This window comes from Pseudonocardia sp. 2-7 (assembly GCF_056341085.1).
The window spans coordinates 159,884-178,912 of sequence record NZ_CP094507.1 but is presented as its reverse complement, the minus strand read 5'-3'; the positions used below and the strand labels follow the sequence as shown (position 1 = coordinate 178,912).

Below are 19,029 nucleotides of genomic sequence, written 5' to 3'. Positions count from 1 at the left end.
GGACGAGCGATCATGGAGAAGTGCTGCCCTGGCGGCATGGATGCTGAACAGGTGATCGCCGTTCTCGCCGGGTTCCCCGGCACTCGGATCGTGGAGGGCAACGGGGACGCGTTCGCGATCCACGACCCGGACCACGACTACGAGCAGCGCCCCCGGCAGGGCTGGGCGACCGTCGTGCGGTCCGACGTCAACGACGCCGCGTCCGAGCTCGACCGGCCGGGCGCGTTCCGGCTCAACATCGGGCTGCCCACCGCGCGCTACCGGGAGCTGTTCCCGACCGATCCGGGCATCGACCCGGCCACCCGCGACGTGCTGTTCCCACATCCCGTCTACGCGGCATACCAGTGGGTGGCGGTGGTGGAGCCGGACACGACCTGGCCGCGGGTGCGGGAGCTGCTCGACGACGCGAACGACTTCGCCGTGCGCAAGCACGGGAACGCGGTCCGGCGGCGGGGGTGATCGGCGACGGCCGTGGCGGAAGCGGGGGGATTCGAACCCCCGGTCCTTTCGGGGCTCATCCCAATCGGGGGTGTAGGAGTTGGGGTCTGAAGCCGCCGGTCTCGAGCAGGCTTCGGGCGATGTAGTTGGTCAGGTTGCGGAACCCGAGTGCGGAGCCGCGCAGGTGTTCGAGCCGTCCGTTGAGCGCCTCGGTCGGCCCGTTGCTGGTGCCGGGTCGTTCGAAGTAGGCGAGCACGTCGGCGGCTCGCTTCTTCAGGGTCCGGCCCAGGGTGGTGAGCTCGGTGAGCACCTTGGGGACGCCGGCGCTGAGGTCGGTGATCAGCTTCTCCATGAGCTCGCGGCCACGTTGCCGGTCCTCGTGGCGATAGGCGGCGATCATGCGCTGGTAGACACCCCAGGTCGCCTCGACCTCGACGTGAGCGTCATCAACGAACAGCGCGCGTAGCCTGTCGCTCTGCTTGTCGGTGAGCAGGTCCGCGCCGGTGTGCAGCGTGCGCCGCGACTTGTAGAGCGGGTCGTCCCTGAACCCACGGTGCCCGTGGATCGCGAGTTGGACCCGGCGCCGGCACCTGTCGAGGGCGTCACCGGCCAGGCGCACGACGTGGAAGGGATCCATCACCGTGACCGCGTCCGGGATCTCCTCCGCAGCGGCGGTCTTGAACCCGGTGAAGCCGTCCATCGCGACCACCTCGACCGCGTCACGGAAGGCGTCGTCGCGGTCGGCGAGCCAGGTCTTGAACGCCGCCTTCGAACCGGCCCTCGACCATGTCCAGCAGCCTTGCTGGGCCGGCGCCATCGCGGACCGGGGTGAGGTCGATGATCACGGTGACGTACTTGTCGCCACGCCTGGTGTGGCGCCAGACGTGCTCATCGACGCCAATGACCTTCACGCCCTCGAACCGCGTGGGGTCGTTGATCAGCAGCCGATTGCCTTCGGCCAGGACCGCGTTGTTGGCGGTGTCCCACGCGACCCCGAGTCCCTCGGCGACACGGGCGACGGTGAGGTGTGCGACCACGATCCCTTCCAGCGCCCACCGCAACCCGGTGCGCGAGAGCTTCGCGCGTGGCTCCGCCGCGGCGCTGGTGTCTTGGCGCCACACGTGTCCGCAGTCGGCACAGCGGTAGCGGCGCACTACAACTTCCAGCACGGTCGGTCGCCAGCCCAGCGGCTCGTGGGCCAACCGCCGGATCACGGTGTCACGAGCAGCGCCTTCGCTGCCGCACCGTCGGCAAGACTGATCTGGTTCCACCACGCGGCACGCGAGGACCGCACGATCCGGTTCAAGTCGTTGCCCGGTCACGCTCAGACCGAGGCCGTCGAGTCGAGCGAAGGCGGTCAGGTCAGGGCGGCCGAACCCGGCCGGCGGGGTAGCGTCGGACACGTCGAGGTCTTTCGGATGGATGGCGTAGGAACCTCCGTCGTCGGGAGACCTCGACGTCTATCTGCGGACCGACGCGCCCGGCCGACCTACACCCTCATCTGGGAAGAGCCCGCAAAGCCGACGTGATTAGGTCGTCGGTTCGATTCCGACAGGCGACTCCGGCGAACAGCCCCTGACCTGCGCAAACGCAGGGCAGGGGCGGTTCGGTTCTGGTGGTGGTGCGGATGTCGAGGCGGTCGGGTCCGACGGCTCGGCGGGGCGCGATCGTCTCGTGCGTTGGCGGACTACGGGAGCTTGGACGCGAGGACGTCGGCCGGCAGGATCTCGGGTGCTGCGCCGAGGAGGTGCTGGTTGGCCATCAGGGCTGCGACGATGGCGCCGTTGGCGTGGGCGTCGCGAGCGGCCTCGTCGGGGAATGCATCGAAGATCCAGAAGGTGTCGGCGTGGGTCCTAGCCGCGAACCAGACAATCGTTCCTGCTTCTTCGTTGGCGAGTGCGACAGCGCCGGCGAGCAGATCGGCGAGCGCGTCGTGCTGTCCATCGGCCGCGACGATCTTGGCGACGAAGGCATACGGAAGTGATGCGGGTGTGGACATGAGGGGTTCTCCTTGAAGTCGGGGTTCTTCGTGGGGCGAGTTCAGCGTATGACGAGCGAGGGCCGGTGGGGAGTGGCGTATACGGCAGTATTGCTATCGTTCGCGTCATGCGTATCGGACTGATCGCGATCGACGGCTGCTTCGGTTCGGCGGTCGCGTCGGTCGTCGACATCGTGCGGGTGGCCGACGGAGCCCGCGGCGATGTCGACCCGCGGATCGACCCGATCGAACTCGCCATCCTCGGACCGAAACGGCGAGTGACCACGACGGCATCGATGACCCTGTCGGTGGACCACCCGCTGTCGGAGTCCGGAGAGTTCGACGTGGTCGTCGTCCCTGCGCTTGGAACCCTCACGGCCGCCGCGACCCACGACGCCCTCCAGAGCCGAGATGCTCGTTCGGTCATCGCCTCACTCGGGCGCCTCGACGACGCGACCACCCGGATCGCCGCGGCGTGCACCGGCGTGTTCGCCGTCGCCGAGACCGGACGGATGCATCATCGGCGGGCGACGACCAGCTGGTTCCTGGGGCCGGAGTTCCTGAAGCGCTATCCGACCGTCGCCCTCGATCTCGACACCATGGTCGTGGTCGACGGGAACCTCGTCACCGCCGGCGCCGCCTTCGCCCACATCGACCTCGCGCTCTCACTCGTGCGATCGATCAGCCCCGACCTGGCCCAACATGTCGCCAAGCTCCTCATCATCGACGAGCGCCCGTCGCAGGCGGCCTTCGTCGCCTACGAACATCTCCGGCACGAGGACCCGATCGTCGTCGAGTTCGAACGCTTCGTGCGCGTCCGTCTGGACGAACCGTTCAACGTCGCCGTCGTCGCGCAGTCGCTCGGCACCAGCCGGCGCACCCTCGAACGACGAGTCCGTGCGGCGCTCAACCTCACTCCGCTCGGCTTCGTCCAACGGCTTCGCATCGAACGAGCTCGGCACCTCTCAGCAACCACGGACCTCACCTCCGCCGAGATCGCGCGACGGGTCGGCTACGCGAACGCCGAGACTCTGCGCTCCCTCCTGCGCAGGGAGCGACGCCGTTCCTGACCTATCGCCATGCCTGTAGCCGGTGTCCTAGCGCTCGGTTGGAACCACCTCTCAGCACGTCGCGTCGACGCTCCTGCGTCGCCCCTGGACGACCCACTCGACACGCCCGCAGCACAGGCCATGTGACGTGCCCCGGCTTCCCGGACGGTCGGGGTTGGGTGGCTGTGATGTCGCTGCGTTCTCGTCGAGGGGGTCAGCAGACCCGATCAGGGTCGATTGGGATGAGCCGCGAAGGCGGTCAGGTCAGGGCGGCCGAAGCCGGCCGGCGGGGTAGCGTCGGACACGTCGAGGTCTTTCGGATGGATGGCGTAGGAACCTCCGTCGTCGGGAGACCTCGACGTCTATCTGCGGACCGACGCGCCCGGCCGACCTACACCCTCATCTGGGAAGAGCCCGCAATCGCCTACGCCCGAAATGGGCTCACGGCTGCGACGGGACATGCGGACGGAAGCAGGCCGGCCGCTGTCCTCACCGACTCGCTCTGCGGCCCGAGACCGCGGAGACGAAATCGGAGGCCGGCCGCCGGGGAATCGGTCTGCCCGATCCGCTCGTCAAGCTGCTCCGGGAACACGCCAACGAGCAGTACGACGAGCGTGTGCGGGCTGCCGACCTGTGGGTGGACACCGACTACGTCTTCACGACCGAATTCGGCACCGTCCTGCACCCTCGAACCGACAACAAGAACTGGAAGCAGCTCCTCGTCTCGGCGGAAGTCCCGGAACGGCGGCTGCACGACGCTCGACACACCGCCGCGACAGTCCTGCTTCTGCTGGGGGTGACCGAGCGGGCCGTCATGGGCGTGATGGGCTGGTCGAACACCGCGATGGCTGCGCGGTACCAGCACCTCACGTCAGCGGTGCGGCAGGACGTCGCCTCACGGATCGGTGGGCTGCTCTGGCAGACGTCCGACGGGCTGCCGACGACCGTCTGAGAAGGCGGAATGCCACCACAACTGCAACCGCCGCGGGTTCCCGGAGGTCCGGGAGCGCGCGGCGGTTGCGTCTTTGCAGGTCAGAGATGGCGGAAGCGGGGGGATTCGAACCCCCGGTCCTTTCGGACGCCCGCTTTCAAGGCGGGTGCATTCGGCCGCTCTGCCACGCTTCCGCACGGAAGGGTAACGGGACCGCTCAGCGCTCCGCGCGGTAGTAGGTGACCGGCCCCATCCTGGTCGTCCCGTGGCCGACCACCGTCGCGTCGGTGAACCCCGCGGCCGCGAGCAGCTCCGGCACCGGCTGCTGCGCCCCGTGACCGTGGCCGTGGCCGCCGTGGCCGTGGCCGCCGTGATCCCTGCGGGCGCCGTGCCGGGAGCGGCGGTGGGCCGGGTCAAGGCGGGCCAGCAGCGACAGCACCCTGTTCACGGTGCGCATCCGTCCGCCGGTGCGCGGGTCGTGGTCGAGGTCGACCAGGTGCAGGCTCCCGCCCGGCGCCAGGACGCGGTGCGCCTCCCGCAGTGCCGCGACCCGGGCGTCGGCGGCGATGTGGTGCAGCATCAGCGAGGAGAGGACCCGGTCGACGCTGCCGTCGTCGAGGGGCAGGTCCTCGGCCACACCGACCTGCAGCTCCAGCTCGACGCCGGCCTCGGCGGCCTTGCGGCGGGCCATGGCGACCGCCTCCGGGTCGGGGTCGACGCCGCGCACGGTGGCCGTCGGAACGGCCTCCGTGGCGCGCAGCAGGACGTTCCCGGTCCCGCAGCCGATCTCCAGCACGCGGTCCCGCGGGCCGATGCCGGCCTGGGCCAGCAGACGCCAGTACATCGGGACGGCGCCACCGAGCCGGGCCACGGTGTCGTAGCCGGGCAGCAGCCGCGAGCTGACGAGCGCGGGCGTGTGGGCGTGCGTGGTCATCGCTCCCCCTGGGGACGAAGTTCGTGTTCACGATCGACTCTGCTTGCCATCTGAGCTGCCCACAAGGCACGATCCGTGGTCGTGGTGGGACGAAGTTCGGACGTTCCGCTGGTCGGTTTCGTCCACTCACCGGTGCCGATCGCGGTGCAGCACACGGCCCGGCCCTCGGCGCTGCCGCGGGTGCGTGGACCGCACACGCACGACTTCCTGACGCTGGTGCACGTCGTCCGCGGCGCCGGCACGTACCGGATCGACGGGCACACCTGGCCCCTCGGCGAGGGCGACGCGCTCGTCATCGCGCCCGGCGCGGTGGTCGAGCACCCCGAGGAGCCCGAGTCGCCACCCGGTGAGATGTGGTCGGTCGTGTTCCCGGCCGAGGCGGTCGCGTCCACGTCCTGGCGGGACCACCCGCTGCTGGCACCGTTCGTGGGGCGTCACCGGGGTGGCGGGCAGCGGCTGAGCGTCCCGCCCGCGGACCGCGCGGCCTGGCGGACCCGCTTCACCGACCTCGACGACGAGCTGACCCGCCGGCGCGACGGTCACGCCGAGGCCGCCCGCGCCCACCTCACCCTGCTGCTGGTGGCACTCGGCCGGCTCGTCGACGACGTACCCGCCGAGTCGGGCGACCCGCTGCTCGCGGCGGTGTTCGCCGTCGTCGAGGAGCGGTTCGCCGGCCGGCTGTCGCTGCGCGACGTCGCCGCGGCGGTCGGGCTCACCCCCGGGCACCTGACGACCGTCGTCCGGCGCGGGACCGGGCGGACCGTCCAACAGTGGATCACCGAGCGCCGGATGCGGGAGGCACGGCGACTGCTCGCCTCCACCGACCTCCCGGTCGCCGAGGTGGGCGCCCGGGTCGGCTACCCCGACCCCGGCTACTTCGCCCGCCGCTTCCGGGCCGCGCACGGAATCGGCGCCGCGACCTGGCGGGCCGGCTCCGGGGCCCCCTGACGGGTGGCGGGGGACGTCCGCGCCGGTGCGGTCCGGCGCGGTGTGGTGGGATTCCCCCGGTCTCATCTCGGGAGGACGACGTGCGGTTCGACGAGAACGCCCGGCTCGACACGTCCGGTGTGGACGACCTGCGCGGATCCGGCGGTGGCCGGGGCGGCGGGGTCGGCGGCCGGGTGGCAGGCGCGGGCGGCGGCCTGGGCCTCGTCGGCGTCATCCTGTACCTGCTGCTGTCGAACTTCGCGGGCGTCGACATGTCCGGCATGGGCGCGGGCGGCGGCTACCCGGGGCTCGACCAGGTCGGCTCCGGCCAGACCGCGGACAACTCGTCACTGCAGCAGAACTGCGCCACCGGCGCCTCGGCGAACACCTCGACGGACTGCCGCGTCGTCGCCGTCGTCAACTCCCTCGACGACTTCTGGGCCACCCAGTTCTCCTCCGGCTTCACGACGCCGCGGACGAACTTCTTCTCCGGTGGAGTGAGCACCGACGGCTGCGGCTCGGCCTCGTCGGACAGCGGGCCGTTCTACTGCCCGGCCGACTCCGAGATCTACATCGACCTCACCTTCTTCCAGGAGCTGCAGACCCGCTTCGGTGCGCAGGGCGGACCGTTCTCGCAGGCCTACGTGATGGCCCACGAGTACGGCCACCACATCCAGAACCTGCTCGGCACCAACCGCAGGGCCGGCAACGACACCGGCCCCACCTCCGGCTCGGTGCGCCTGGAGCTGCAGGCCGACTGCTACGCGGGCGTCTGGGCGAACCACGCCACGACGACGCCCGGCCCGTCGGGGCGGCCGCTGATCAGCGAGCTGAACCAGTCCGACATCGACGCCGCCCTCGACACCGCGTCCCGGATCGGCGACGACTACATCCAGTCCAACCTGGGTGGCGGCCGGGTCGACGAGTCGCAGTTCTCGCACGGCAGCTCCGCGCAGCGCGAGAAGTGGTTCACCACCGGCCTGCAGAGCGGCAACCCCGACTCCTGCGACACCTTCGCCGCGCGCAGCCTCGACTAGGGCCGCCCGGCCGGCGGATCGGCGGCCAGGAACCCCGCGAGATCGTCGGTGTAGCCGGCGACGCACAGCTCCCACCCGGGCCGCACGAACGCCTCCCGCGTGAGCAGCACCCGGTACTCGGTGACCCGGGCGTCGCCGTGGTCGATCGTGGCGGTGCCGTCGTCGCGGTACCCGAGCCGGGCCGACACGGCCGCCGACCTCGGGTTGCCCTCGACGTACTCCGAGCGCGCCACGAGCGCGCCGAGGTGGTCGAAGGCGAAGGCCAGCACCGCGGCCCGCATCTCCGTGCCGTAGCCGCGCCCCTGCGCCCGTCGCACCAGGTACGAGCCGGTCGCGACCTCGCGACGCACGCCGAACCGGTCCCCCACGACGTCCTGCAGGCCGACCACCCGGCCCTCGGCGCGCACGACGAACTGCAGCGTCCACCAGTCCGGCGACGCCTTCGCGCGGTTCGACCAGACGTACTGCGCGATGCCGCGCCCCAGGTGCCGCGGGTCGGCCCGGGTCCACGGGACGCGGAACGGCATCTCCGACGACGGGTGGATCCCGCTCTCGTGCACGGCCGCGATCAGCTCCCGGACCGACGCGTCGTCCTCGACGCGCAGCTCCAGGCGCGGGGTCCGCAGGGTCAGCCCGGACATCGGCCACGGGTCGGGCACCGGGTCGATCGGCGCGGGGAGCACGTCCATCGGTCGACCGTGCCGGATCGCCGACGGGCGCGCCACGGAATACCGTCGGCTCCCATGTGGGCGATCACCCTGACCGAGTACGGCGGACCCGAGCAGATGACGTGGGCGGAGGTGCCCGACCCCGAGCCCGGCCCGGGCGAGGTCGTACTCGACGTCGTCTCCTCGGCCGTCAACCGGGCCGACCTCCTGCAGGTCCAGGGGAACTACCCGGTCCCGCCCGGCGCGTCGGAGATCCTCGGCCTGGAGTGCGCGGGCCGGATCGCCGCGCTCGGTGACGGCGTGACCGGCTGGTCGGTCGGCGACGAGGTGTGCGCCCTGCTCGCCGGCGGCGGCTACGCGACGAAGGTCGCCGTCCCGGCCCCGCAGCTGCTTCCCGTTCCCGCGGGCGTCTCCCTGGAGGAGGCGGGCGGCCTCCCCGAGGTCGCCTGCACCGTCTGGTCGAACGTGTTCCTGGAGGGCCGGCTCGCCGAGGGCGAGACGTTCCTGGTCCAGGGCGGCTCGTCGGGTATCGGAACGCACGCGATCCAGGTCGCGAAGGCGCTCGGCGCGCGCGTCGCCGCCACCGCGGGCCACGCCGACCGGCTGCAGTTCTGCCGCGACCTGGGCGCCGACATCGTCATCGACTACCACGACGACATCGCCGAGGAGCTGAAGAAGGCCACCGACGGCCACGGCGCCGACGTCATCCTCGACAACATGGGCGCCAAGGGCCTGGCGAACAACCTGTCCGCGCTGGCCCGCGACGGCCGGCTGATGATCATCGGGATGCAGGGCGGGGTGAAGGCCGAGCTGAACATCGGCGCGCTGCTGGCCAAGCGCGGCCACGTCTCGGCGATGGGCCTGCGCGGCCGCCCGGTCGACGGTCCGCACTCGAAGGCCGAGATCGTCGACGGGGTCCGCGAGAACGTGTGGCCGCTGTTCGCCGACGGCCGGGTGAAGCCGGTGATCTTCGAGCGGTTCGCGATGTCCGACGCCGCCGACGCGCACCGCAGGCTGGACGCCGGTGGGGTGACCGGCAAGCTCCTGCTCGTGAACTCCTGAGCGGGCGGGTCCAGAATGGCGGGCATGAGCGACGAGCAGGAGACCCCCGGGGACCGGGTCGTGGTGGTCGGCGCCGACGGGCGTCCGGTGGGCATGGCCTCGGTTCCGCAGGACGACGAGGGTCAGAGCCCCGCGTCGATGGTGGAGCAGCCCGCGAAGGTCATGCGGATCGGCACCATGATCAAGCAGCTGCTCGAGGAGGTGAAGGCCGCACCGCTGGACGAGGCGTCCCGCGAGCGGCTCAAGGAGATCCACGAGAACTCCGTCAAGGAGCTCGAGGAGGGCCTGGCGCCGGAGCTGCGCGAGGAGCTGCAGCGGCTCAGCCTGCCGTTCACGGCGGACACGATCCCGTCGGAGGGTGAGCTGCGGATCGCCCAGGCCCAGCTGGTCGGCTGGCTGGAGGGCCTGTTCCACGGCATCCAGACCGCGTTGTTCGCCCAGCAGATGGCCGCGCGGGCGCAGCTGGAGCAGATGCGTCGCGGGCTGCCCCCGGGCGTCGGCGGTGGGCCGGAGCAGGGCGGCGTCCCCGAGGGCATGGGTCGCGGGACCGGGCAGTACCTCTGACGCACGACGACGACCTGCGGTTTCGCGGTGTCCCGGCCGGGGCCTCCCCTGCCGGGCCCGCGGACGGCGTCTGAGTACCCTCACCGGGTGGCCGTGACCGTGACCGACGAGCCGGGTGACGTCGTCGACCCGTCCGAGGTGTCGAGCCCGCGCAGCTGGCGGCGGGCCTTCGCGGACCTCGCCCAGGGCTGGCGGCAACGGCCGCTGTGGGGCTACCTCGGCTGGCAGGACATCAAGCAGCGCTACCGCCGCTCCGTCCTGGGACCGCTGTGGATCTCGATCAGCATGGGCGTCATCGCCCTCGGCCTGGGGATCCTCTACTCGGCGCTGTTCCAGATCTCGCTGGCGACGTTCCTGCCGCACGTCGCCGTCGGGCTGCTGATCTGGAACTTCGTGTCCGGCTGCATCCTCGAGGGCAGCGAGGTCTTCATCGCCAACGAGGGCCTGATCAAGTTCCTGCCCGCCCCGCTCAGCCTGCACATCTACCGGCTCGTGTGGCGGCAGACGCTGTTCTTCCTGCACAACCTGGTCGTCTGGGTCGTGCTGATGATCGTGTTCCCGCATCCGCTGGGGCTGTCGACGCTGCTGGCGATCCCGGCGTTCGCGCTGCTGGCGATCAACGGCGCCTGGGTCGCGATCCTCGCCGGGATCCTCGCGACCCGGTTCCGGGACATCCCCCCGATCATCGCCAGCGTCACCCAGCTGGTCTTCTACCTGACCCCGATCGTCTGGTCGGTCGACATCCTGAGCGACAACCCGGCCGCGCGCGAGCGCGCCCAGCTGGTCGAGCTGAACCCGGTCTTCCACTTCGTCGAGATCGTGCGCCAGCCGCTGCTCGGCCAGGAGATCGTCGGCCGGTACTGGCTGGTCACGGGCGTGATCACGATCGTCGGCTGGGCCGCGGCCCTGATCTGCCTGCGCAACTACCGCTCCCGCGTCGCGTACTGGGTGTGAACCTCTGTGACTGAACCCCGCATCCGGATCGACCGCGCCGCCGTCGACTTCCCGATCTTCGACGCCAAGACGCGGTCGCTGAAGAAGGCCGTCCTCGGCAAGGCGGGCGGCCGGATCGGCACCGACGCCAAGGTGCCGATCATCGAGGCGCTGCGCGACATCACCGTCAGCCTGGACAAGGGCGCCCGCGTCGCGCTCGTCGGGCACAACGGCGCCGGCAAGTCCACGCTCCTGCGGCTGATGGCCGGCATCTACGAGCCCACCCGCGGTCGCTCGCTGGTCCGCGGCAAGGTCGCGCCCGTGTTCGACCTCGCCGTCGGGATGGACCCGGAGATCTCCGGTTACGAGAACATCCTGATCCGCGGCCTGTTCCTGGGCATGACGCGCAAGCAGATGGAGGCGCGGATCGACGACATCGCCGCCTTCACCGAGCTGGGCGACTACCTGGAGATGCCGCTGCGGGCCTACTCGACGGGTATGCGGGTGCGGCTCGCCCTCGGCGTCGTCACCTCGATCGACCCCGAGATCCTGCTGCTCGACGAGGGCATCGGCGCCGTCGACGCGGAGTTCCTGAACAAGGCCCGCAACCGGCTCCACGAGCTCGTCGACCGCTCCGGGATCCTGGTCTTCGCCTCGCACTCCGACGAGTTCCTCGCCGACCTGTGCGACACCGCGCTGTGGATGGAGCACGGGACGATCAAGGAGTACGGCCCGCTGCACGAGGTCCTCGACCACTACAAGGGGCGGACCCCGTCGTGACCGGACCGCTCCCGCCCGGCTCGGTCGTCGGCGTCGTCGTCACGCGGCACCGGGCCGAGCTGCTCGTCGACTCGCTCGCGGCGATGGCGAAGCAGACCCACCCGCTGGCGCACCTGATCGTCGTCGACAACGGGCCTGACCTGCCCGCGCGTGACGCGGTCGAGGCCTGTCCGCTGCCGACGACGTGGCTCCCCTCGTGGTCCAACCTCGGCGGCGCGGGCGGTTTCGCCCTGGGGATGCTGCACGCACTCGCCATGGGCGCGGAGTGGATCTTCCTGGCCGACGACGACGGCCACGCCGCCGACGAGTCCACCCTCGCCACGCTGCTCGACGTCGCGTCGCGGCACGGGCTCGCCGCGGTGTCACCGGTGGTCGCCGACAAGGCCGACCCGGACCGCCTCGCCTTCCCGCTGCGCCGCGGCGTCACCTGGCACCGGTCCCGCTCGGCGCTGGGCCCCGACGACCTGCTCCCCGGGATCGCCTCGTTCTTCAACGGCGCCCTCTTCCGGGCCTCCACGCTGGAGGTCATCGGGGTGCCGGACCTGCGCCTGTTCGTCCGCGGCGACGAGGTGGAGATGCACCGCCGGATGGTCCGGTCCGGGCTGCCCTTCGGCACCGCCCTGCAGGCCACCTACCTGCACCCCTACGGCTCCGACGAGTTCAAGCCGATGCTGGGCGGGCGGCTGCACGCCCAGGACCCGGGCGACGAGGTCAAGCGCTACTACACCTACCGCAACCGCGGCTACCTGATGTCCCAGCCCGGGATGCGGAGGATCGGCCTCCTGGAGCTGCCGAGGTTCGCCTGGTACTTCCTGGTGACGAAACGCGACCCGCGCGCCTTCCGCGACTGGCTGACCCTGCTCCGCCAGGGCCGCCGCGAGCAGTTCCACCGCGCCCCCTGACCGTCGCCCCCACAGCCCACGATCTGGCGTGGCGACCGGTGACGTCGTGCGGCGACCACCGCGGCGGGTGCCGCGGGATGTGACGGGTCGCCACGAACCTGTCCACAACCGGCAGGTTCATCCACAGGGCGGTGGGGATGTCGGTGGCCGGCGCCGGGCGGCGGCAGTGTCGGGGGCATGGATCGCCTCGACCACGTGCCTCCGGATCCGGCCGGGCTCCTGCACCGGTCGGCGTTGCTGGGCGCAGGCCTCGCCGTCGACGAGATCGACCGCCTCGTCCGCGCCCGCGTGCTCGTCCCGGTCCGGCGGGGCTCCTACCGGCTCGGTGACGACCAACCGCGCTCGCCGGTGCAGGCCCACCTGCTCCGAGCCCGGGCCACCGCGCCGCACCTCGCTCCCGGCTCGGTCCTCGGCCATGTCACCGCGGCCCTCGTCCTCGGGCTCCCGGTCTGGAACCTGCCTCTCGATCGGGTGCACGCCGTACGGGAACGCAGCACCGGTGGCGGCCGGAACCGCCATGGCACCTCCGTGCACCGGGCTCCGCTACCGGCCGACGACGTCCGCGAGCTCGACGGCCTGCTGGTCACCTCGCCGGCCCGGACACTCGTCGACCTGGCTCGGACGGTACCTGCCGAGCAGACGCTGGTGACGGTCGATGCGGCCCTGCACCAGTACGTCCGGCCGCGACCACGGTCCGAGCCCCGGCCGGCCGGCGCGACAACGGTCGACGAGCTGTCCGAGGTGCTCTCCCGGTTCGGCGGACGCGTCGGTACGCCCGCGGCACGGCGTGTCATCGCGCTGGCGGACGCCCGCTCCGAGAGCCCCGGTGAATCGCGTAGCCGGTTCCGGATGCACCTCGCGAGCCTCCCGGCCCCGGCGACCCAGTGGGAGGTCCCCGGTCTGCCGTTCCGCACCGACTTCGCCTGGCCGGAGCACGGAGTGGTCGGGGAGTTCGACGGCCGGGTCAAGTACGGCCGCTCGCTGCGGTCCGGTCAGGATCTCGGTGAGGTGCTCTGGGAGGAGAAGCGGCGGGAGGACCTCATCCGTTCCGCGGGCCTGACCGTCGTGCGATGGGTCTGGTCCGACCTCGCCGACGGCAGCATGGTCGCCCGCCTCGCCCACGGTCTCGGGACCACACGGCACCCCGTCACGTCGCGTGGCACCCCACGCGGCGGTCGCCGCGCGACGTGACCGGTCGCCACGCTCGATGCGGGGTCAGTTCTTGAAGATGACCCAGCGCAGCATGACGAAGTTGATCGCGGTGGCGGTGCCCTGCGCGACGAGCCAGGCGAGGCTGGTGTCGTAGGTCAGCGGCGGCAGCAGGTGCAGGACCAGCGAGTTCACCCCGACGTTCACGGCGAAGGTCGTGCCGTAGAGGGCCACGAAGCCGGCGAACCTCGCGCGGCCGCCGGTGTTCGCGCCGGTGAAGGTGAAGCGCTTGTTGAGCAGGTACGCCGTCGTCGTACCGAGGATGAAGCTGATGCCCTTCGCGAACGGCACCCACAGGCCCGCGCTCAGGAGCAGGTGGTAGACGCCGAAGTCGACGATCGCGGAGAGCACACCGATCGCGACGAAGCTGCCCAGCTGGCGGACGAGGCCGAGGCGCGGGGCCGGGGCGTCGGCCGGACCGGTGGCCGGGGGCTCGGCCCGGGTGGGCTCGGTGGCGGTCACCCATCGAGGGTAGCGGCGCGCGCCGCAACGACCGCGTCGACCCACCGGAGCGCAGGTCGCGTCCCTCCGACCTGCCGATCCGTCCGCGACCGTGGACAAGGCAAGGTACTTTGCCGTACAAAGTGAGTGACAGAGCAAACCAGTTGGCAGTGGGGGAAGCATGCAGGACCGGACGGACACCGACGTCGACGACCAGCCGCCGCGATCACCGGCCGACGCGCTCGCGATCATCGAGCGTGAGCAGGCCCGGCAGATCCCGCCGTACTGGATCTTCTATCTGATCTGGGGCGCGGCCTGGGCGGTCATCGGGCTCGCCTGGTTCGCGAACGGGACCGGCGCGGTCACCGCGACCACCGCGGGCGTCCTCACGGGGCTGGCGATCGCCGGGGGGTCGATCGCCAGCGGCCTGGTCGGCGCCCGGATGGGACGCGGCGTCACCGGGCCGAGCCAGCTGCACGGCGCCCTCTACGGCTGGGTGTGGCCGGTGGCGATGATCGGGGTCGTCGCGCTGACGGTCGGTCTGGGCCGGCTCGGGGCGCCGGTCGGGTTCGCCATGCCCGCGCTGTTCGTGTTCGTCACCGGCGGCCTGTTCGCGGTCGGGGCCGCGGTCTGGCGCAACATCCCGGACTACGCGCTCGGGCTCGGCCTGCTGGTGCTCGGCGCGGCGCTGCCGTTCGTCCCGGCGCCGTGGCACGCGCTGACACTGGCGGTCGTCGGCGGTGGCGCCCTGGTCGCCACCGGGCTGTGGACACGGGCGCGGGCGGTCCGGTGACCGAGCTCGACCCCGTCATCCACGCCCAGGCCCGGCTGCGGGTCACCGCCACCCTCGCCGCCCTCGACGACGGCGACCGCATGACCTTCCCGCGGCTGCAGGAGCTGCTCGGCATGACCGCGGGCAACCTGTCCACCCACCTGCGCAAGCTGGAGGACGCGGGCTACGTCGCGATCACCAAGACCCACCAGCGGCGCACCCCGGTGACCTTTGTCGAACTGACGAGAACGGGCAGGCGGGCCTTCGAGGACTACACGGCCGCGCTGCGGGCGCTGCTCGACCCGGCGGCCGACCCGTCGGAGGTGCCGTCGTGACCGCACCGGTGGAGCTGCACGGGGTGACCCGCCGCTACGGCGACACCGTCGCCCTCGACGACGTCGACCTCGTCCTGGAGCCCGGCAGCCTGACCGGCCTGCTCGGACCGAACGGGGCGGGCAAGTCGACGCTTGTCAACCTCGTGTCCGGGCTGCGCCGACCGGACACCGGCACGGTGCGGCTGTTCGGCGGGGACCCGCGTGACGCGGCGAACCGGGTCGCGCTGGGCACCACCCCGCAGCAGACCGGGCTGCCCGACACACTGCGCGTCGGGGAGATCGTCCGGTTCGTCGGCGCCCACTTCCCCGACCCGGTCGGGGCCGGTGAGCTGCTGGGGCGCTTCGGCCTCGACGGGCTGGAACGACGCCAGGCGGGCGGGCTGTCCGGCGGCCAGAAGCGTCGCCTCGCGCTCGCGCTCGCGTTCATCGGCCGCCCTCGGCTGGTGCTGCTCGACGAGCCGACGACCGGCCTGGACGTCGAGGGCCGCCGCGCCCTGTGGGACACCGTGCGCGCGTTCCACGCCGGCGGCGGGACGGTGCTGCTGACCACCCACTACCTCGACGAGATCGAGTCGCTGGCCGAGCGCGTCGTCGTCCTGGCGGGCGGGCGGATCCGCGCCGACGGCGACGTCGACGCCGTCCGCGGAGCCGTCCGGGTGGGGCGGGTGTCCTTCCGCGCGGCGACCCTTCCCGACCTGCCCGGCGTCGAGCGGACCGAGCGCGACGGCGACCACGTCACCCTGCACACCGCCGACGCCGACGAGCTGGTCCGCACCCTCGTCCGGCACGACGTGCCCTTCACCGGCCTGTCGGTGTCCCGGGCGTCGCTGGAGGACGCGTTCCTGACCCTGACCGGAGGCCCGTCGTGAGCATCGCCGCAGCGCACGCCCGCTACCTGATCCTGGAGCAGCTGCGGATCCCCGTCGCGGTGCTGTCCACCGCGCTGTTCCCGGCCCTGACCCTGTGCTTCTTCGTGCTGCCGTTCGACTGGGGCGACGACCCGGTCGCGGTGACCCGCTCGGTCGCCCAGCTCGCACTGTTCGGCGTGCTCAGCGGGTTCCTGTTCACCTTCGGTGTGGGCGTCGCCGACGACCGCGAGAAGCCGTGGGATCCCTACCTGCGCACGCTGCCCGCCCCCGCGTCGGCGCGGGTGGTCGGCAGGCTCGCGGTCGGGGTGCTGTTCGCGCTGCTCGGGATGCTGCCGGTGGTCGTGCTGGGGGCCCTGCTCACGCCGGCGTACGTGGAACCGGCGCGGCTGCCGTTCGCGTTCGTGACGCTCCTGGTGGCCGGGCTGCCGTTCCTGTTCGGTGGGCTCGCGATCGGCTACTCGCTGCCGACCAAGGCCGCGCTGCCGGTGACCCAGCTGGCGTTCTTCCCGATGGCGTTCGGTGGCGGCCTGCTGCTGCCGCCGGAGCTGTTCCCCGGCTGGCTGGCCCGCGCGACCGAGGTGCTGCCCACCCGCGGGGCCCGTGACCTGCTGCTCTGGTCGCTCGGCGGGCCGGTCCCGAGTAGTCTGGCGCTGGGCGCGTTCGCGGTGTGGACGGTCGGGCTGGCGCTGCTGGTGGGCTGGGCGTACCGCCGCGACGAGGGGCGCCGCTTCCGGTGAGCCCCGGGCCGGCACTCAGAAGTGGCGGCCGGCGAAGGTGTAGCGGGTCCGCACCGTGACCGAACCGGCGGCCGTCCGGCCGTAGACGCGGAAGTGCGGGCGGCCGTGGACGGCGCGGCTGGGCATCTTCGAGCGGACCGAGCCGTACTGGGAGACGAGGCCGTCGACGTCGGCGGTGGCGTTCTCCGGGACCAGCAGCCGGGCCGACCCGGCGCCGAGCTCCAGCTCCACCTCGACGACGGGCATGGGCAGCTGCGCGTCGCAGAAGTCCAGCAGGACCGCGCCGAGCGAGGTCTGCACCCGCAGCCGGGCCGGGACCGCCCAGTCGCCGCGGCGCTTGACCCCGCCGACGCCGCCGCGCAGCACCGTGGGCGGGCCGACCGGGGTGGCCAGGACGTCCGCGGACAGGTCCAGCGGGTCCCCGGGCAGGTCGGACAGCACGGGGAGCAGCTCGGAGCCGAACCGGGCGCCGTAGACGACCGACAGCCGCTCCTGCAACTCCTCGACCGAGATCCGGCCCTCGGCCATCGCACGGTTGAGCCGCGTCGCGGCGCGCTCGCGGTCGGCGTCGGAGATCCTGATCTCCCGACCCTCTCCGGGTAGCCGCGCACCGGTCACCCCACCAGGGTAAACACCTATCCGACGGGTGCGGCGTCCGGCAGCCGGAACAGCCACACCCCGCCGTCGAACCGGCCGGGGTCGCCGGTGACCCGCCGGGTCCAGGCCAGCGCACGGGCCTCGTCGCCGCCGGCGAACCCGGGGACGAACGCGACCGCGGTGATCCCCAGGTCGCGCAGCTCGCGGTGGGCGGCGGCGGTGTAGTCGTCGCTGGGGTCGTTCTTGCCGTCGGCGACCCACTGCGCCCCGATCTGGTACCGGTTCCAGCGGGACTGGATGGCGACGTCGTCCTCGGGATCGGAGGCGATGAAGTAGCCGCCGCGGATGCGGAACGACGGGCCGGAGGCGGCCTGCCAGCGCAGGCCCTGCGCGCCGTCGTCCCAGGCCGCGGTGATCCGCGGGTAGATCTCGACGACGTCGGCCGGGCCCAGCGGCGCCGCCCCGGCCGCGAAGAAGGCGGGCACCGGCGCGGGCCGGACCTCCTGGGCGTCGGCGGGCAGCCAGGACACCACCGCCAGCGCGGCCAGGGCGACGGCACCGACCGCCGTCGCCGGGGTGTCGAGCGGCATCCGGTCCACCCACAGCGCGACCACGACGGCGACGCACAGCGCCGTCACCACCTGGATCCGGACCGGCTCGACCTCCGACAGCAACGGGACCTCGGCGAACCCGAGCCAGGGCAGCGGGATCCCCGTGTAGTCGCCCAGCAGCACGACACTCGTGCCGAGCGAGGCGACCCAGGACAGGAACCCGACCGCGGCGACGACCCGCAGCGTCGTCGACCGGACGACCAGCACCGCGACGACGACCAGCGCCAGCACGGCGACGCCGACGTAGCCGCCCTGTTCGCCGATGTGGCCGCCGAGTTCGGTGCCCGCGCCGTCGGGCACCGCCCGGACGGCGGTCAGCCGCGTCGGGACGAGCAGGTTCGCCAGGTCCGCGCCGGTGGCGTGCACGTTGCGGATCGCGCCGCGCGGGCGGTTCGGCCCGGCCAGCACCAGGTACAGCGGATAGGCGCCGAGCACCACGAACACCCCGACGCAGGCCAGGCCGGCCCGGACCAGCCCCGGCAGGTGCGCGCGGACCCGGCGGGGGAACCGCAGCGCGAGCACCACCGCGGTGACGACCAGGAAGATCACGCCGATGGCGAGGGTCTGGGTGTAGAGGACGAGCTGCCCGACCAGCGCGAGTCCGGTCAGCGCCCCCACGAGCCACGGGCGACGCAGCGGGCCGCGCGCGAACAGGTGGTGCGCGACGAGCAGCAGCAGCGGCGGCAGCAGCGACCACGTGAGGTTGAGGTGCCCGGCGATCGCGTGCGCCAGATGGAACGGGGAGAACGCGTACAGCGCGCCGGCGATCCCGCGGGCGACCCAGCCGCGGGTGCCCGCGCCGACGTACGGGCCGAGCGCGGCGACCAGGACCAGTCCGGACACGACCGGGCCGAGGACCAGCCCGACGTTGAACGCGGTCACCGAGCCCGCGACCAGGGTCACCGGGGCGAGCGCCAGCGCCAGCAGCGGCACCGCGGTGTTCCACAGCGCGTTGAGCCCGTACGGCCAGTGCATCCAGTCGGTGACCAGCGGGTTCTCCCCGTGCGTCACGGCGAACGGGAACCAGTGGAGCCACCAGGCGAACATGTCGGCGTCGGCGGTGACGTGCCCGATCAGCAGACCGCCCGGGGCGGCGAGCACCCGGCGCTGCAGCCACAGCGAGACCAGCAGGTAGCCGAGCCCGAGCAGCACGTACAGCCCCGCGGTCGCGCCCCGGCGCCGTGCCGGGGGCAGCGGGAGGCGGACCTGCCGCTCGTCGAGCACCCGCCCAGGGTCGCACCCGTCGTCGTCGGTG

The 19,029-nt window shown here is 72.3% G+C and carries 21 protein-coding genes, 1 tRNA gene and 1 pseudogene; 15 read left to right on the top strand and 8 right to left on the bottom strand.

The annotated features are described in order from the left end of the window. Nucleotides 1-36: 36 nt before the first annotated feature. Nucleotides 37-459: a DUF6194 family protein gene (locus tag MTO91_RS00865; protein ID WP_405421630.1), complete on the top strand. Its 423-nt coding sequence runs from the start codon at nucleotides 37-39 to the stop codon at nucleotides 457-459. A 55-nt stretch (nucleotides 460-514) separates the two neighbouring features. Here MTO91_RS00865 and MTO91_RS00860 read toward each other — a convergent pair. Both MTO91_RS00860 and MTO91_RS00855 read right to left on the bottom strand, forming a co-directional pair. After that, nucleotides 515-1,841, bottom strand: a pseudogene (locus tag MTO91_RS00860) (ISL3-like element ISPfr2 family transposase). Nucleotides 1,842-2,125: 284 nt separating this feature from the next. Continuing rightward, nucleotides 2,126-2,437 (bottom strand): putative quinol monooxygenase, encoded by a 312-nt coding sequence (locus MTO91_RS00855; protein WP_476653338.1) that lies wholly within the window; start codon nucleotides 2,435-2,437, stop codon nucleotides 2,126-2,128. 107 nt (nucleotides 2,438-2,544) lie between these two features. On the opposite strand from MTO91_RS00855, the gene MTO91_RS00850 reads away from it, so the two are divergent. Together MTO91_RS00850 and MTO91_RS00845 are read left to right on the top strand one after the other, a co-directional pair. Beyond that, nucleotides 2,545-3,486 carry a GlxA family transcriptional regulator gene (locus MTO91_RS00850; RefSeq protein ID WP_476653337.1) on the top strand — a complete coding sequence of 314 codons (942 nt, stop codon included), beginning with the start codon at nucleotides 2,545-2,547 and terminating at the stop codon, nucleotides 3,484-3,486. A gap of 343 nt (nucleotides 3,487-3,829) precedes the next feature. Beyond that, nucleotides 3,830-4,417, top strand: coding sequence for a tyrosine-type recombinase/integrase (locus MTO91_RS00845; RefSeq protein ID WP_476654982.1), 588 nt, complete (start codon nucleotides 3,830-3,832; stop codon nucleotides 4,415-4,417). A gap of 87 nt (nucleotides 4,418-4,504) precedes the next feature. Here MTO91_RS00845 and MTO91_RS00840 read toward each other — a convergent pair. Together MTO91_RS00840 and MTO91_RS00835 are read right to left on the bottom strand one after the other, a co-directional pair. Next, nucleotides 4,505-4,590, bottom strand: a tRNA-Ser gene (locus MTO91_RS00840). 23 nt (nucleotides 4,591-4,613) lie between these two features. Then, nucleotides 4,614-5,330 carry a class I SAM-dependent methyltransferase gene (locus tag MTO91_RS00835; RefSeq protein WP_476653336.1) on the bottom strand — a complete coding sequence of 239 codons (717 nt, stop codon included), beginning with the start codon at nucleotides 5,328-5,330 and terminating at the stop codon, nucleotides 4,614-4,616. An 81-nt stretch (nucleotides 5,331-5,411) separates the two neighbouring features. Here MTO91_RS00835 and MTO91_RS00830 point away from each other — a divergent pair, with 81 nt between their 5' ends. Then, nucleotides 5,412-6,278, top strand: a complete 867-nt coding sequence (locus MTO91_RS00830; RefSeq protein ID WP_476653334.1) for an AraC family transcriptional regulator — start codon at nucleotides 5,412-5,414, stop codon at nucleotides 6,276-6,278. Between the two features lie 80 nt (nucleotides 6,279-6,358). Continuing rightward, complete coding sequence (gene ypfJ, locus MTO91_RS00825; RefSeq protein WP_251783211.1) at nucleotides 6,359-7,294, top strand: KPN_02809 family neutral zinc metallopeptidase; 936 nt, start codon at nucleotides 6,359-6,361, stop codon at nucleotides 7,292-7,294. On the opposite strand, the gene MTO91_RS00820 is transcribed toward ypfJ, so the two are convergent. After that, a complete protein-coding gene (locus MTO91_RS00820; RefSeq protein ID WP_476653331.1) occupies nucleotides 7,291-7,983 on the bottom strand; it encodes a GNAT family N-acetyltransferase in 693 nt (230 codons plus the stop codon). The two genes, ypfJ and MTO91_RS00820, sit on opposite strands and share 4 nt — an antisense overlap. A gap of 54 nt (nucleotides 7,984-8,037) precedes the next feature. Here MTO91_RS00820 and MTO91_RS00815 point away from each other — a divergent pair, with 54 nt between their 5' ends. From MTO91_RS00815 to MTO91_RS00790, 6 genes are all read left to right on the top strand, one after another. Beyond that, complete coding sequence (locus MTO91_RS00815) at nucleotides 8,038-9,024, top strand: NAD(P)H-quinone oxidoreductase (protein WP_346102419.1); 987 nt, start codon at nucleotides 8,038-8,040, stop codon at nucleotides 9,022-9,024. A gap of 15 nt (nucleotides 9,025-9,039) precedes the next feature. After that, nucleotides 9,040-9,588 (top strand): bacterial proteasome activator family protein, encoded by a 549-nt coding sequence (locus MTO91_RS00810; protein ID WP_224403916.1) that lies wholly within the window; start codon nucleotides 9,040-9,042, stop codon nucleotides 9,586-9,588. 87 nt (nucleotides 9,589-9,675) lie between these two features. Next, nucleotides 9,676-10,542 carry a galactan export ABC transporter permease subunit Wzm/RfbD gene (gene wzm / locus MTO91_RS00805; RefSeq protein ID WP_083657999.1) on the top strand — a complete coding sequence of 289 codons (867 nt, stop codon included), beginning with the start codon at nucleotides 9,676-9,678 and terminating at the stop codon, nucleotides 10,540-10,542. A gap of 6 nt (nucleotides 10,543-10,548) precedes the next feature. Continuing rightward, nucleotides 10,549-11,301, top strand: a complete 753-nt coding sequence (gene wzt, locus MTO91_RS00800) for a galactan export ABC transporter ATP-binding subunit Wzt/RfbE (protein ID WP_083657998.1) — start codon at nucleotides 10,549-10,551, stop codon at nucleotides 11,299-11,301. Continuing rightward, nucleotides 11,298-12,203 carry a galactofuranosyltransferase GlfT1 gene (gene glfT1 / locus MTO91_RS00795; protein ID WP_073573814.1) on the top strand — a complete coding sequence of 302 codons (906 nt, stop codon included), beginning with the start codon at nucleotides 11,298-11,300 and terminating at the stop codon, nucleotides 12,201-12,203. Before wzt ends, glfT1 begins: the two co-directional genes overlap by 4 nt. Nucleotides 12,204-12,380: 177 nt before the next feature. After that, complete coding sequence (locus MTO91_RS00790; RefSeq protein ID WP_405420445.1) at nucleotides 12,381-13,394, top strand: hypothetical protein; 1,014 nt, start codon at nucleotides 12,381-12,383, stop codon at nucleotides 13,392-13,394. Between the two features lie 24 nt (nucleotides 13,395-13,418). Here MTO91_RS00790 and MTO91_RS00785 read toward each other — a convergent pair whose 3' ends face one another. Further along, a complete protein-coding gene (locus tag MTO91_RS00785) occupies nucleotides 13,419-13,874 on the bottom strand; it encodes a GtrA family protein (protein ID WP_308215814.1) in 456 nt (151 codons plus the stop codon). 160 nt (nucleotides 13,875-14,034) lie between these two features. On the opposite strand from MTO91_RS00785, the gene MTO91_RS00780 reads away from it, so the two are divergent. Genes MTO91_RS00780 through MTO91_RS00765 form a run of 4 tightly spaced genes read left to right on the top strand, consistent with a single transcriptional unit; the run spans nucleotide 14,035 to nucleotide 16,566 of the window. Beyond that, nucleotides 14,035-14,646 (top strand): hypothetical protein, encoded by a 612-nt coding sequence (locus MTO91_RS00780; RefSeq protein ID WP_476653329.1) that lies wholly within the window; start codon nucleotides 14,035-14,037, stop codon nucleotides 14,644-14,646. Further along, complete coding sequence (locus MTO91_RS00775) at nucleotides 14,643-14,960, top strand: transcriptional regulator (RefSeq protein WP_073573850.1); 318 nt, start codon at nucleotides 14,643-14,645, stop codon at nucleotides 14,958-14,960. The genes MTO91_RS00780 and MTO91_RS00775 overlap by 4 nt, the downstream gene beginning before the upstream one ends. Beyond that, a complete protein-coding gene (locus MTO91_RS00770; protein ID WP_100879196.1) occupies nucleotides 14,957-15,829 on the top strand; it encodes an ABC transporter ATP-binding protein in 873 nt (290 codons plus the stop codon). The genes MTO91_RS00775 and MTO91_RS00770 overlap by 4 nt, the downstream gene beginning before the upstream one ends. Then, complete coding sequence (locus tag MTO91_RS00765; RefSeq protein ID WP_476653327.1) at nucleotides 15,826-16,566, top strand: ABC transporter permease; 741 nt, start codon at nucleotides 15,826-15,828, stop codon at nucleotides 16,564-16,566. Before MTO91_RS00770 ends, MTO91_RS00765 begins: the two co-directional genes overlap by 4 nt. Before the next feature lie 15 nt (nucleotides 16,567-16,581). Here the strand turns inward: MTO91_RS00765 and MTO91_RS00760 are convergent, their stop codons facing one another. Then, the gene (locus MTO91_RS00760) at nucleotides 16,582-17,184 is read right to left on the bottom strand and encodes a DUF1707 SHOCT-like domain-containing protein (protein WP_062399264.1); all 603 of its coding nucleotides are present in this window, start codon (nucleotides 17,182-17,184) and stop codon (nucleotides 16,582-16,584) included. Nucleotides 17,185-17,201: 17 nt separating this feature from the next. Further along, nucleotides 17,202-18,998 carry a hypothetical protein gene (locus tag MTO91_RS00755; RefSeq protein WP_476653326.1) on the bottom strand — a complete coding sequence of 599 codons (1,797 nt, stop codon included), beginning with the start codon at nucleotides 18,996-18,998 and terminating at the stop codon, nucleotides 17,202-17,204. Nucleotides 18,999-19,029 lie beyond the last annotated feature (31 nt).